Raw genomic sequence first — 12,547 nt, forward strand, 5'->3', positions numbered from 1 at the left:
TATGAGCAAACTTTTACATTATCCGCCGAATCCGGTGGAAATACCTGTAACGCTAACCCAACCAACCCGAGGATATACCATGCAGGTCATGAAAGTGATTGCAGGCCTCCTTGGATTTTTCCTGGTGTACCTGGCGTTAATGCTGGGCGCGCTGGCTTTGGCAGGAACCTTTATCTGGGGCGGCATCAGCCTGATCCATCTTGTGAAGGACCATCCTCCTTATTCCTTTGTCGTTTTCTTTTTTGCTGTTATTATTATCGGCTGGGGCGGCCTCCTGCTCTTCTTCCTGATCAAATTCACATTCTCCCCTTACAAGGATAGTGCGCACTACCGGGTTCAGATATACGAAGAAGAACATCCCCGCCTGTTTGCTTTTATCCGCCAGCTTACAAAGGATATGCAAACCTCCATGCCCAAAAAGGTGTACCTCTCTCCTGATGTAAATGCTGCCGTGTTCTATAATTCCAACTTCCTGAGCATGTTCTGGCCGGTACGCAAGAACCTGGAAATTGGACTGGGCCTCGTAAACACCGTTCACCTCAGCGAGTTTAAAATGATCGTGGCCCATGAACTGGGTCACTTTTCCCAACGCAGCACCAAACTGGGCAGTTATGTATATGCCATCCATAAAAGCATTTACAAAATGCTTTACCAGCGCGAAGCAGGAAGTACTAAAATGCTGAAGAAGTGGGCGGAGATTGCCAGCACGATTAATATTTACAACGTCATTCCACATGTTACACTCATGCTCATGCAGGGTATCCAAACAGTGCTGGGCATGTTGTACCATCTGATACACCGTCTGTATATGGGCCTTTCCCGGGAAATGGAATTTCATGCAGATGCCGTATCTATAGCAGTAGCGGGCAGCCAGCCGGCTATCAATTCTATCCGCAGGCTGGCCCTGAGTAATCACTGTTACGCCTATTGCAGCAAACACCTCTCAGAAGCAGCAGAAAAAGATGCCTGCTTTGAAAACATCTACTCGGCACAAACCGCCCTGCTGCATTATATTTCAAAACATCACCAGCTCCGTATTGTAGACGGACTGCCGGAAATATCAGATGAATACCTGGCAAAAACCATCTCCAGCCGTGTGCAGTATAAAGATCAGTGGGCCTCCCATCCTTCAGATGCAGAAAGGGAAGCACGCATCCGGGCTGCCAATATAAAAACGGAAATGGATACCACCAGCCCATGGGTTTTATTTAATGATGCTTCGGAATTACAGGAAAATATCACCCAAAGCCTCTATGCGGAACGTTTTCCGGGAAGAGGTCCTGCGAAATACCGCGAATCCTCCTCCGGATTCATCAAAGACATTTCCCTGCTGCACACCCGCTACCGGTTCCCGGAAATATTTGCAGGATTCTATAAGAACAGGCCTTTCCGTGATATAAAAGGCATTACCGAAGGTTTGCCCTTCAAGGGAGAAACCAAAGACCTGTATAATAATACCATCACCACAAAGATCAAAAGGCTCTTCCAGAACAAAATAGACCATGCCCTGCTGGTAGCCATCGCAGATAAACATATAGATACCCGGCATTTTGAATTCGACAATCAGAAATATGAGCGAAGCGCTGCCCGCTCGCTGGCTATTTCCCTGGAAACAGAAATGGAAGACCAAAGCGCCTGGCTGGTACAATATGAGAAAGACCTTTACCGGTTCCATTTGCATATGGCGGAACAAAAAGGCAGCGAGGCCGCTCAAACCTTCATGGGGTTATATAATAATGTGCTCATCCATCAGCGGAACACCCGGGAAATGGAATCCCAGGCCACGATGGTGATCCGCCAGGTACAGGTATTGTTTAATATGGAGGACCAGCGCCTGCATGCTTTGCTGGATCAGCTGAAAGCCGTTAAAAAGGAAGAAAAGGTGTTAAAGCCCCTCCTGCAAAACATGCTGAAAACCGTAGAAATTCCCGCAGAACTGGATAAAACCTTCGTGGAAGATACCCGCCAGTTCCTGGAAACCAATTATACTTACCTGAAGGAAAATGCCGTGCACCAGGAAGAGATCGTACGTTTGTACCGCCTTACCCACCGTGCTGTGAGTAATTACACCGATGTTACTGAACTGCGCAAAAAGGACTATCTTGAATTCACGGCAGCACTGCTGGTCAAAAACTAAAGAAATAGCCACCATAGCGGGTTTGATTCTTTTCACTTTTTACTTTTTATTTTTTACTTTACTTTCGGTCTTTGGAAAGGAGCGAGTCCCATCATGGAAAATTTTATAGTATCCGCCCGTAAATACCGTCCGCAGAACTTCTCTACGGTAGTTGGGCAAGCCCATATAACAACAACACTTAAAAATGCCATCCGCAATAATCAGCTGGCGCATGCCTTCCTGTTTTGCGGACCGCGCGGAGTAGGTAAAACCACCTGCGCCCGGATCCTGGCAAAAACCATCAACTGCGAGAACCTCAATGCGGATGGAGAAGCCTGTGATACCTGCGACTCCTGCCGCACCTTCAATGAAGGCAGTTCTTTTAATATCCATGAGCTGGATGCCGCCTCCAATAACTCGGTAGACGATATCCGTACCCTGGTAGACCAGGTGCGCTTTGCCCCACAGGCCGGCAAGTACAAGATCTATATCATAGATGAGGTACACATGCTCAGCTCATCCGCCTTCAACGCATTCCTGAAAACACTGGAAGAACCACCTTCCTACGCAATATTCATCCTGGCCACCACAGAAAAGCATAAGATCCTGCCCACCATCCTAAGCCGGTGCCAGATCTTCGACTTCAAGCGGATCACCATCCAGGATACCGTGAACCACCTGCAGGAAATTGTGCAAAAAGAGCACATGACCGCAGAAGGAGATGCCCTCCACCTGATTGCCCAGAAAACAGATGGCTGTATGAGGGATTCCCTCAGTACGCTGGACAAGATCGTGAGCTTCACAGGCGGGCAGCTGACCTATCAGAATACCCTGGAACACCTCAACATCCTCGATTACGATTACTTCTTTAAAGTGATGGAGTGTGTGCTGGTACAGGATATAGCCGGCGCCCTGCTCATTTTCGACGAGATCCTCCAGAAAGGATTTGAAGGAGATAATTTCATTGGCGGCTGGGCTGAATTCCTCCGCAACCTGCTGGTATGCAAGGACGATAAGGTATTGCACCTCATGGAAGTGAGCGCCAACCTGAAAGACCGTTATAAACAAATGAGCGCCCGCATCAGCTCTGCCTACATTGTAACAGCATTACACCTGCTCAATGAAACAGAGATCGGGTACCGCATGGCGCGGAATAAAAGGTTACATGTGGAAATGGCCCTTATCCGGTTGTGCTACCTGCAACAGGCCGTAACGCTTGTGAGCAATGATCAGACCGGGGAGGTGGTAAAAAAAAACCTGATTCCTGAAGGAGCACCGCAAAGGCTGAGAGCCCCGATGGCCCAGCCAATTTACGGTAAACCCGCTACTACAAAGACGATCACGCCGGAAGCTCCGCGTTTGACGATAGAAGTGGAGAAGGAGGTTTCTTCTTCTACTAAAAGTATTCCTAATACTCCTGTAGCCGCTACACCGGTTGCCCCAGCAGCAAAAACTACCCTCCCGCAAACAAAACTCACCGGCCTTTCTGCCATGAAAGAAGCCCTGGCGGCCAAACAACAGATAGACAACTTAGAAAATGCCCCCATCCCTTTGACGGCAGGCGCACTGGTTGTATATTGGGAGGAATTCATCGACCGCTTCCGCCAGGCTAATAAAATGACGGTAGTAAGCAATCTCCAGCTGGCACAGGTGATCCTGATCACCCAGCAGGAAATTGGCATCGTGAGCAGGAACATCGTACAGTTCCGGTTCATGGAGGAAGAGAAACTGGAGATCTCAGAATTCTTCAAAAAGAAGTTCAAAAATAATACCCTCATTCTCACGTTATCGCTTGATGAAAGTCAGCAGCAGAATGAAGAATCAGGCCCGGTGGCACTTTCCAGTCGCGAGCAATTTGCCCGGATGATAGAAAAGTACCCGCTGGTGAAAGAATTGAAGGACAGGCTGAACATGGAACTTGATTTTTAAACCGTTATCCCGCAAGGGAAATGAATATTTTTTAAACTCCCTCCCCTCTCAGGCTTTGCGTTTCTGCGCAAAAACTTGTAGGTTTGGGCAAAATTTCGAAGAAACACTATGGCAGAAGTTATCAGAATGCCCCTCTTAAGTGATACGATGACAGAAGGGGTGATTGCGGAATGGCATAAGAAGGTAGGAGATACCGTAAAGTCAGACGATGTGATTGCAGAAGTGGAAACCGATAAGGCTACCATGGAAGTGATGGCGTATGCTGATGGCACGTTATTATATATTGGTGTAGAGAAAGGGCAGGCTGCCAAAGTAAATGGCATCATTGCCATTGTAGGCAAAGCCGGTGAGGATTACAAACCCCTGCTGGAAGGTGGAGACGCTAAAGCCGCTGCCCCTAAAGCAGACGCTGCCGCTCCTGCTCCCAAAGCAGAAAAAGCAGAAGCCACACCAGCAGCTGCCGCTGTTGATAATGGCGCTGTAGAAGCTGCGTTGAAGAACGCTACCGTGATCCGGATGCCGCTGCTCAGCGATACCATGACAGAAGGTAAGATCGTAACCTGGAACAAAAAAGAAGGTGATACCGTAAAAAGTGACGACGTACTCGCAGAAGTGGAAACCGATAAGGCGACCATGGAAGTGATCGGTTATGCGGACGGTACCCTGCTGCACATTGGTGTTCCGGAAGGACAAGTGGCCAAAGTGAATGGCATCATTGCAATCGTTGGAAAGAAAGGTACAGATATATCCCCCATCCTGAACGCAGAAAAGTCCGGCGGCGCTGCCCCTAAAGCAGCTGCTCCTGCTGAAACTACTGCTACAGCTACGGCCCCTGCTTCCGCAGAAGAAGCCCCCGCTGCAAACGGTTCTACGGATGGTCGCGTAAAAGCTTCTCCCCTGGCTAAAAAGCTGGCAGAAGATAAAGGCATCGACATCCGCCAGGTAACTGGCACCGGAGATGGTGGCCGTATCATCAAAGCGGATGTGGACAGTTTCGTTCCTTCCAAAGCAGCCCCTGCTGCAACACCTTCCGCTCCTGGCGCCAAAGCCCCTGCCGCACCGGTAGCTGCATTTGCACCAATTGGTCAGGAAGGCCACACAGATACCCCTGTATCACAAATGCGGAAGGCTATCGCCCGCCGCCTCGCAGAAAGCAAATTCGGTGCGCCGCACTTCTACCTCACCATGGAGATCAACATGGACGAGGCAATGAAATCCCGCGAAGCCATCAACAAAATATCTCCGGTGAAAGTATCGTTCAACGATATGGTCATCAAAGCCGCAGCCATGGCTTTACGTCAGCATCCTGATGTAAACAGCAGCTGGATGGGCGATTCTATCCGTCACAACCAGCATATCCACATCGGTTCTGCGGTTGCGGTAGAAGAAGGGCTGATCGTTCCGGTGATCCGTTTCGCAGATCAAAAGAGCTTCTCTCAGATCGCTGCAGAAACTAAAACGCTGAACGACAAGGCTAAAAACAAGAAACTGCAACCTAACGATTACTCCGGCAATACCTTCACGGTATCCAACCTGGGTATGATGGGTATCGAACATTTCACCGCTATCATCAATCCTCCTGATTCCGCCATCCTCGCAGTAGGTGCTATCAAGGAAACCGTGATCGTGGAAAATGGCCAGTTCAAAGCTACCAACGTAATGAAAGTGACCATGAGCTGTGATCACCGTACCGTAGATGGTGCTGTGGGAGCACGTTTCCTCGTGACTTTCAAGCAGTTGATGGAAAATCCTGTTACTATGCTGGTGTAAAAAACCATCACTATAAGCTTACCGTTAAAAGGGCTGTTTTCTTAAAAGGAGACAGCCTTTTTTATGCTTTATCCTTGCTTAATCCTGGCTTTATCCTTGCTCGAATCTTGCTCAAACCCTTACTGGCACACAACATTGCACAACAATGAAGCTAGGATGAAGCAAGGATTATACAACTATGAAAGAAATATCAGCCTGATTTTGCACAAATACGTACAGCATTTCCCCTTGTAAATGGAATCCTACACAGTCCCAAAAATTCGAATAATTGCAAAAATTCTCCTCTTATTTCATTAAATTTAAATATTGTCCCCAACATGAATCGCAATGCAAATTTCAAAGAATGCCCTCAACTGGTTCGAGATACCCGTTAGTAATTTCGATCGTGCGAGGGATTTCTACAGCCATATTCTCCACGTTGATATCACCGAAATGAACATCGGGGCGGATCGTCTTGGCCTTTTCCCATATGATGCGGAAAACGGCGGCATAGGTGGTGCCATCGTACAGGGCCCTGATTTTATCCCCAGCCAGCGTGGCTGCCTCATATACCTCCATGGCGGAAACGATCTCACAGAAGTCCTGGCCCGCGTTCCTGATGCCGGCGGATGCATTGAAAAAGAAAAACATGCTGTGTCTGAGGATCAGCCAGATCTTGGCTATATCGCTATTTTCAGGGATTCAGAAGGTAACCGGATCGGCCTTCATTCTCCTGCATGATCCAGGCAACGATTGCCACTTTCATTCTCCTGCCAATTCGCGCAACCAGATTTCCCGCCTGTTCCAGGCAACCAGAACTACTTTCATTCTCCTGCCAATTCGCGCAACCAGATTTCCGCCTGTTCCAGGCAACCAGAACGACCTTCATTCTCCCGCCAATTCGCGCAACCAGATTTCCCGCCTGTTCCAGGCAACCAGAACTATCTTCATTCTCCTGCCGATTCAGGCAACAAGATTTCTCGCCTGTTCCACTTTCTATAAATAAATCCCCCCTCCCACTTTCAGCCCCGCCAGCACACAATATTTCAATAACTTTTGAAAGTTCGAAAACTTATTATAGATTTGAGTATGAAATTGTCAGAAGCGAAAGCACAATTCATTCAATCCTGGGGATTATTGGGTGCCCAATGGGGTGTTAACCGCACCATGGCACAGATCCATGCCCTCCTCCTCATTGCCCCGGAACCACTGAGTGCAGAAGAGATCATGGAAGGACTGGACATTTCCCGGGGGAATGCGAATATGAATGTGCGGGAATTGATGAACTGGGGGATCGTAGAAAAAGTGCTCGTACCCGGTGAGCGTAAAGAATTCTTCATTGCAGAAAAAGATATCTGGAGAGTAGGTACCGCCATCGCCCGCGAAAGAAAGAAACGGGAACTGGACCCCATCCTCAAAGTATTACTCCAGCTGAATAAAGTAGAAGGTGACCAGAAAGACAAACACGTAAAAGCCTTCCGGGAAACCATGCAGAACATCCAGAAGTTCGCACATCAGACAGATGCTGCACTCAATGCATTTATTAAGTCGGAAGAGAACTGGTTTTACAGCACGCTGCTGAAAGTGATTAAGTGATCATTTGATCCATATCCCCTTCAGCATTTCATCAACACAACATGTTTCAATTTTTTCTGAAAGAATCATAATATCCCTTATCATGCAAAACAAAAAGATCGTTATTGCCGGAGGCACCGGGTTCATTGGAGAAAGCCTGATAGATCATTTCGGCAGCACTAACAGGATCATTATACTCAGCCGCAAACCTCAACCTCCGCGGGATCATGTTACCTATGCTTACTGGGATGGAAAAAACATTGGCGAGTGGGCGCAATTGCTGGAAGGCACTGATCTGCTGATCAATCTTGCAGGAAAGAGTGTGAACTGCCGGTATACAGAAGAAAATAAAGCCGCCATCTTAGCCAGCCGTATAGAAAGCACCCAGGTATTGGGAGAAGCCGTCAAACAACTTAAAAAACCGCCAACACTCTGGATCAATTCAGGTTCTGCCACTATTTACCGGCATTCAGAAGACAAGCCCATGGATGAATTCACAGGAGAAATACGCAATGATTTCTCTGTACAGGTCTGCAAACGCTGGGAACAATCTTTCAACGATATCAGGTTAACAGCTACCCGTAAAGTGATCCTTCGCATAGCGGTTACTTTAGGAAAACAGGGCAGTGTGATGATCCCTTATTTAAACATGATCAAATTCGGTTTAGGTGGTTTCCAGGGAAGTGGACGGCAGATGTACAGCTGGGTGCATGTTACAGACCTTGCACGTATGATGGAATGGTTGTATGAACATCCTGAATGCAGCGGCACGTATAATTGCGCAGCACCAAATCCCGTTACCAATAAAGCATTCATGACATCCCTAAGAAAAGCTACAGGAAGCTCCTTCGGCTTACCTGCCTATACCTGGATGTTGAAGATCGGTGCACAGCTGATAGGGACCGAAACAGAATTATTATTGAAGAGCAGATGGGTGATACCAACAAGGATCACCCATGCAGGTTTTACTTTTCAGTATCCGGAATTACCTGCTGCGTTTCAGCAGATCATTAGTGAATTGCCCCGGAAGCAATATAAATTGCTCGTATAGTAGCCGGTATAATTTCAGGAAATCCTTTGCCCCATTTCATTTCCACGAGGTAGGTCTTACGTGGGCTTACCTTCTGTTCATCAAAGTGGGTATGAAAAACATAATACCATTTGTTGCCAACATGCAGCACATCTCCATGCCCGGAACCATTGGCGCCTGTATTCTTCCTGCTGATGATAGGATTTCCTTCATATCTTTTCCATGGCCCTACAGGAGATGAACTCACGGCAACACCTACCGCGTAATCAATATTCCTGAAATCATTACAGGAGTAGAACAGGTAATACAACTTATCTTTTTTGATCACGGTAGGCCCTTCCATCACCGGCCAGGGAGCATTTTTCGTATTCTCCCATCCCTCTCCTGCCTGCATGCATTTCTGCACCGTACCGGGAATAAAAGCATTCAATTCCTTATTCAGTTCTCCAACAAAAATGCGGTTGCCGCTATCCAGTCGCACGTGATACAAGTAGATCTTCCCTTCATCGAAAAAAACAAAAGGATCGATCTGTTTTTTATCCGCAGCGATAGAGCGCAGATCCTGTTGTTTATAAGGTCCTGCAGGATGATCGCTGGATGCAATGGCAATCTCTTCATTAGCCGTATAAGCCATGTAGAACTTACTGCCGTAATGGAACACCTGCGGCGCCCAGAACCCTTTCTCACCAAATGCCTCTCCCTTTTTTAAGGCCATACCGCTATCCGCCCAGTGTTTCAGGTCTTTCGATACGAACACCGGAAAACCATCATTGCGGTTAGTACCAAATGCATAATGCGTCCCTTTCCAGGTAAAAATGGTAGGATCAGCCAGCAGCATGGGAATGCTGTCTTTCTTTTGAGCAGTAGCTAACAGTAGCAGCAGTAAGAATTTCATAGCACTAAATATATAAAAGCATTCCGTATTTTTACAGTATGAATACACCAAAACTGACAGTAGTGATCGGCGCATCAGAAAACCCTTCCCGGTATAGTTTCCTGGCTGTTTCGCGCCTGCGGGCAAACGGACATCCTGTGATCGCTATCGGCAAACGGGCTGGTCAGATCGGTGACACCCCCATTGTAACAGAACATCCGGATACCCCCGGCGTAGATACGGTAACGTTATACCTCAACCCCACCCTGCAACAGGAATACTACGATTACATCTTCAGCCTGAAACCCAAACGCATCATTTTCAATCCCGGTACAGAAAATACGGAACTGATCAAAATGGCCGCAGAACACGGTGTGAAAGCACAGGAAGCCTGCACGCTGGTACTCCTCAGCACCGGCCAGTACTAATTCACACGATTTCCCCAATCCCCAAAACTTAAAACTGCGTTAATCCTCACTGCAGTTATTTTTCGTATATTCGGTTATAACATAATACATCCTGTTATCCCATATCGGCCCAAGACTCAACAGACAGGCATTCCGGATAGTATTCATTTTCTAAATTACTCAACCCATGAAATGGAGAAGATTCAATGGCGATCCTATTCATTTACCTATCAAGGAGGAGGTGCGTCAGGCAATTGTCCGCGAGTCGGGCAATTCCTACCGTTTAAAGGTATGCATCGGCACCGATTCCCAGGTAAAGGGCGCTGACACGGAATTTGCTACCGTTATTGTGTTCCTGCGCGAAGGACACGGTGGATTCATGTTCATTCACAACGAAAGAACAAAAGATGTGTATTCCATCAAAGAAAGGATGCTGGTAGAAGTGGCAAAAAGTATCGAGATCGCTTATGAACTCTGCGATCTGTTTACGGAGTATGATGTAGACATGGAAGTGCATGCAGACATCAACACCAACCCACAGTTCAAAAGCAATCTTGCACTCAGGGAAGCAATGGGCTACATCCTTGGTATGGGCTTTGCCTTCAAAGCCAAACCGGAAGCCTTTGCCAGCAGCAGTTGCGCGAATAAGATCGTGAACTAGCAGCGAAGTAAATTGCCCCTTCCGCCAAAACGAAAAGCGTAAAAACGGGCCCCAGCCTTTTTACGCTTTAAGCAGATCGCCTGCTGCAAAAAAAACCGCCCAATATTTCGGGCGGCGGATTGTTATCTCTTATGCGATTCCCTGGAACCGCGCGTTCATCTCATCTATAAACGCCAGGATATTATCCCGGCCCATTTTCTTGACGGTGGACGTAACATGATGCGCCGGTAAAAACTGCCAGGTTTCCCGCATCTTGTTCAAAAATGCCTTCACATTCCGGCTGGCTTCCAGCTGCGTAGTTTTATCTGCCTTCGTGAACACCAATTGAAAAGGGATCTCCCACTTCCCCAGCTGATTCACAAAATCCAGGTCCAGTTTCTGTGGTGTATGCCGGCTGTCTATCAACACAAATACATTCATTAGGGTGGTGCGCTTGCGCAGATAGTTCTCAATCATCTGCTCCCAGTTCCGGCGCTGACTTTGTGATACTTTCGCAAAACCATACCCCGGCAGATCCACTATATACCAGCTTTTATTGATCAGAAAATGGTTGATCAGCTGCGTTTTTCCCGGCGTACCGGAAGTTTTGGCCAGCTTATGCTGGTTCATCAACATGTTGATCAGGCTGGACTTCCCCACGTTTGAGCGCCCTATAAAGGCATATTCCGGTTTATCCGCAACCGGACATTTTTCCCAATCCGGACTACTGATTATGTATTCTGCTGATTTGATCACCATAATTTATCCATTTGCGGCCCCTCAACTATAATTCTATTAACTTTGCGGCACTATGGCGAGCAAAGATCTACAGAAAACGGTTCCTTTTGAAGGCTCAAATTTAAGCAAGAAGGAGCAGATAGCGCACATGTTCAATGATATTGCAGGGAGGTACGACTTCATGAACCACTTTATGAGTCTGGGAATTGACGTAGGGTGGCGCAAAAAAGCATTGAAACTCCTCGTTCCCCTCCAGCCCAAAACCATCCTGGACGTAGCTACCGGCACCGGAGACGTTGCCATCATGGCCGAACGCATGCTGCAACCCGAGAAAGTGATCGGCATAGATATTTCTGAAGGAATGCTCGCCTTTGGCCGCGAAAAGGTAGCCAAAGCCGGTTTAAGTGATAAGATCACCCTCCAGACCGGAGACAGCGAAACAATAAGTTTCCCCGATACAACGTTTGATGCCATAACCGCAGCTTTTGGTGTGCGGAACTTTGAGAACCTGGAAAAAGGACTGGCTGAAATGTACCGGGTACTGAAGCCCGGAGGCAAAATGGTGATCCTGGAATTCTCAAACCCTACCAAAACACCTGTTAAGCAGTTATATAACTTTTATTTTCGCTATATTACACCTACGATCGGGAAATGGATCGCCCGGAATAAAGCAGCTTATTCATATCTGCCCAGTTCGGTAAAAGCATTCCCACAAGGCCAGATCATGTGTGATATTTTACAGAAAATTGGTTTTCAGGCTGTTACATGCAAAACGCTAACCTTTGGTATATGTTCCATTTATTGCGCTACCCGATAGCGGGTGCTTTTTTACTCCTACTGAATGCACTACCGGCCAAAGCACAACTGAATATGGAGGAACATGACCGTAAACCCTACTATTTCGGGATTACGTTAGCCGCCAATCAATCCAACTTCAGGCTCACCCATTCAGACCTGTTCCTGAAACAGGACTCTATTATGGTAGCAGAACCACTGAAAACAGTTGGGTTCAACCTCGGTTTGCTGGCAAATCTCCGGCTGAACCATCGTTTTGACCTGCGCGTGAACCCACAGCTCCTGTTCGCCAACAAGAACTTATACTATAAAGAGAATTACCCTGAACGGGAAACCGAGAAAAAGGTGGAATCCATTGTGGTAAGCTTCCCCATACAACTCAAATTCAAATCAGACCGTATCAATAACATGCGCGTCTACACGATAGCCGGTTTAAAAATAGACCAGGACCTGGCCTCTAATAAAGCCACCCGCCGCGCAGAAGATCTTGTAAAGATCAATAAGACCACCTATGGTTTTGAACTGGGCGCAGGGTTCGAGTTCTATTTCGAAAGCTTCATCTTCACCCCGGAATTCAAGATCAGCAACGGCCTCAACAATGTACATGTGCTGGATAAAAACCTGCGCTACTCCAATGTGATAGACCAGTTAAACTCACGCATGATCGTGTTCTCTATTCATTTGCAGGGCTAGT

At 47.3% G+C, this 12,547-nt stretch carries 12 protein-coding genes; 10 read left to right on the top strand and 2 right to left on the bottom strand.

All coding sequences use genetic code 11. The features are described from left to right. Position 1: 1 nt before the first annotated feature. From GFS24_RS20975 to GFS24_RS21000, 6 genes are all read left to right on the top strand, one after another. Positions 2 to 2,137 (top strand): M48 family metallopeptidase, encoded by a 2,136-nt coding sequence (locus GFS24_RS20975; RefSeq protein ID WP_173003141.1) that lies wholly within the window; start codon positions 2 to 4, stop codon positions 2,135 to 2,137. Positions 2,138 to 2,230: 93 nt separating this feature from the next. Next, on the top strand, positions 2,231 to 4,045 hold the full coding sequence (locus GFS24_RS20980; RefSeq protein ID WP_153662850.1) for a DNA polymerase III subunit gamma/tau: 1,815 nt from the start codon (positions 2,231 to 2,233) through the stop codon (positions 4,043 to 4,045). A 108-nt stretch (positions 4,046 to 4,153) separates the two neighbouring features. Beyond that, positions 4,154 to 5,815: a pyruvate dehydrogenase complex dihydrolipoamide acetyltransferase gene (locus GFS24_RS20985; RefSeq protein WP_153662852.1), complete on the top strand. Its 1,662-nt coding sequence runs from the start codon at positions 4,154 to 4,156 to the stop codon at positions 5,813 to 5,815. Positions 5,816 to 6,142: 327 nt separating this feature from the next. Next, the gene (locus GFS24_RS20990) at positions 6,143 to 6,535 is read left to right on the top strand and encodes a VOC family protein (RefSeq protein ID WP_153662854.1); all 393 of its coding nucleotides are present in this window, start codon (positions 6,143 to 6,145) and stop codon (positions 6,533 to 6,535) included. A gap of 348 nt (positions 6,536 to 6,883) precedes the next feature. Beyond that, positions 6,884 to 7,390, top strand: a complete 507-nt coding sequence (locus GFS24_RS20995) for a GbsR/MarR family transcriptional regulator (protein ID WP_153662856.1) — start codon at positions 6,884 to 6,886, stop codon at positions 7,388 to 7,390. Between the two features lie 82 nt (positions 7,391 to 7,472). Next, positions 7,473 to 8,420, top strand: coding sequence for a TIGR01777 family oxidoreductase (locus GFS24_RS21000; RefSeq protein ID WP_153662858.1), 948 nt, complete (start codon positions 7,473 to 7,475; stop codon positions 8,418 to 8,420). Here GFS24_RS21000 and GFS24_RS21005 read toward each other — a convergent pair. Continuing rightward, positions 8,380 to 9,294 (bottom strand): glycoside hydrolase family 43 protein, encoded by a 915-nt coding sequence (locus GFS24_RS21005; protein ID WP_173003142.1) that lies wholly within the window; start codon positions 9,292 to 9,294, stop codon positions 8,380 to 8,382. The genes GFS24_RS21000 and GFS24_RS21005 overlap by 41 nt on opposite strands. A 38-nt stretch (positions 9,295 to 9,332) precedes the next feature. On the opposite strand from GFS24_RS21005, the gene GFS24_RS21010 reads away from it, so the two are divergent. Next, positions 9,333 to 9,701, top strand: coding sequence for a CoA-binding protein (locus GFS24_RS21010; RefSeq protein ID WP_153662862.1), 369 nt, complete (start codon positions 9,333 to 9,335; stop codon positions 9,699 to 9,701). A gap of 166 nt (positions 9,702 to 9,867) precedes the next feature. Beyond that, positions 9,868 to 10,341, top strand: a complete 474-nt coding sequence (locus tag GFS24_RS21015) for a ribonuclease H-like YkuK family protein (protein ID WP_153662864.1) — start codon at positions 9,868 to 9,870, stop codon at positions 10,339 to 10,341. Between the two features lie 129 nt (positions 10,342 to 10,470). Here GFS24_RS21015 and yihA read toward each other — a convergent pair whose 3' ends face one another. Beyond that, positions 10,471 to 11,079 carry a ribosome biogenesis GTP-binding protein YihA/YsxC gene (yihA, locus tag GFS24_RS21020; RefSeq protein ID WP_153662866.1) on the bottom strand — a complete coding sequence of 203 codons (609 nt, stop codon included), beginning with the start codon at positions 11,077 to 11,079 and terminating at the stop codon, positions 10,471 to 10,473. A 52-nt stretch (positions 11,080 to 11,131) separates the two neighbouring features. Between yihA and ubiE the strand changes: the two genes are divergently transcribed. Next, the gene (gene ubiE, locus GFS24_RS21025; RefSeq protein WP_153662868.1) at positions 11,132 to 11,875 is read left to right on the top strand and encodes a bifunctional demethylmenaquinone methyltransferase/2-methoxy-6-polyprenyl-1,4-benzoquinol methylase UbiE; all 744 of its coding nucleotides are present in this window, start codon (positions 11,132 to 11,134) and stop codon (positions 11,873 to 11,875) included. Continuing rightward, complete coding sequence (locus GFS24_RS21030) at positions 11,848 to 12,546, top strand: porin family protein (protein ID WP_253906541.1); 699 nt, start codon at positions 11,848 to 11,850, stop codon at positions 12,544 to 12,546. The genes ubiE and GFS24_RS21030 overlap by 28 nt, the downstream gene beginning before the upstream one ends. The last annotated feature ends 1 nt before the right edge of the window (position 12,547 follow it).

It is taken from the genome of Chitinophaga sp. SYP-B3965 (assembly GCF_009647655.1).
Lineage (GTDB): Bacteria > Bacteroidota > Bacteroidia > Chitinophagales > Chitinophagaceae > Chitinophaga.

Excerpts from the sequence above, each read along its gene's own strand:
- GFS24_RS20975 (WP_173003141.1), top strand. The coding sequence starts at position 2 with ATGAGCAAACTTTTACATTATCCGCCGAATCCGGTGGAAATACCTGTA.
- GFS24_RS20980 (WP_153662850.1), top strand. The coding sequence starts at position 2,231 with ATGGAAAATTTTATAGTATCCGCCCGTAAATACCGTCCGCAGAACTTC.
- GFS24_RS20985 (WP_153662852.1), top strand. The coding sequence starts at position 4,154 with ATGGCAGAAGTTATCAGAATGCCCCTCTTAAGTGATACGATGACAGAA.
- GFS24_RS20990 (WP_153662854.1), top strand. The coding sequence starts at position 6,143 with ATGCAAATTTCAAAGAATGCCCTCAACTGGTTCGAGATACCCGTTAGT.
- GFS24_RS20995 (WP_153662856.1), top strand. The coding sequence starts at position 6,884 with ATGAAATTGTCAGAAGCGAAAGCACAATTCATTCAATCCTGGGGATTA.
- GFS24_RS21000 (WP_153662858.1), top strand. The coding sequence starts at position 7,473 with ATGCAAAACAAAAAGATCGTTATTGCCGGAGGCACCGGGTTCATTGGA.
- GFS24_RS21005 (WP_173003142.1), bottom strand. The coding sequence starts at position 9,294 with ATGAAATTCTTACTGCTGCTACTGTTAGCTACTGCTCAAAAGAAAGAC.
- GFS24_RS21010 (WP_153662862.1), top strand. The coding sequence starts at position 9,333 with ATGAATACACCAAAACTGACAGTAGTGATCGGCGCATCAGAAAACCCT.
- GFS24_RS21015 (WP_153662864.1), top strand. The coding sequence starts at position 9,868 with ATGAAATGGAGAAGATTCAATGGCGATCCTATTCATTTACCTATCAAG.
- yihA (WP_153662866.1), bottom strand. The coding sequence starts at position 11,079 with ATGGTGATCAAATCAGCAGAATACATAATCAGTAGTCCGGATTGGGAA.
- ubiE (WP_153662868.1), top strand. The coding sequence starts at position 11,132 with ATGGCGAGCAAAGATCTACAGAAAACGGTTCCTTTTGAAGGCTCAAAT.
- GFS24_RS21030 (WP_253906541.1), top strand. The coding sequence starts at position 11,848 with ATGTTCCATTTATTGCGCTACCCGATAGCGGGTGCTTTTTTACTCCTA.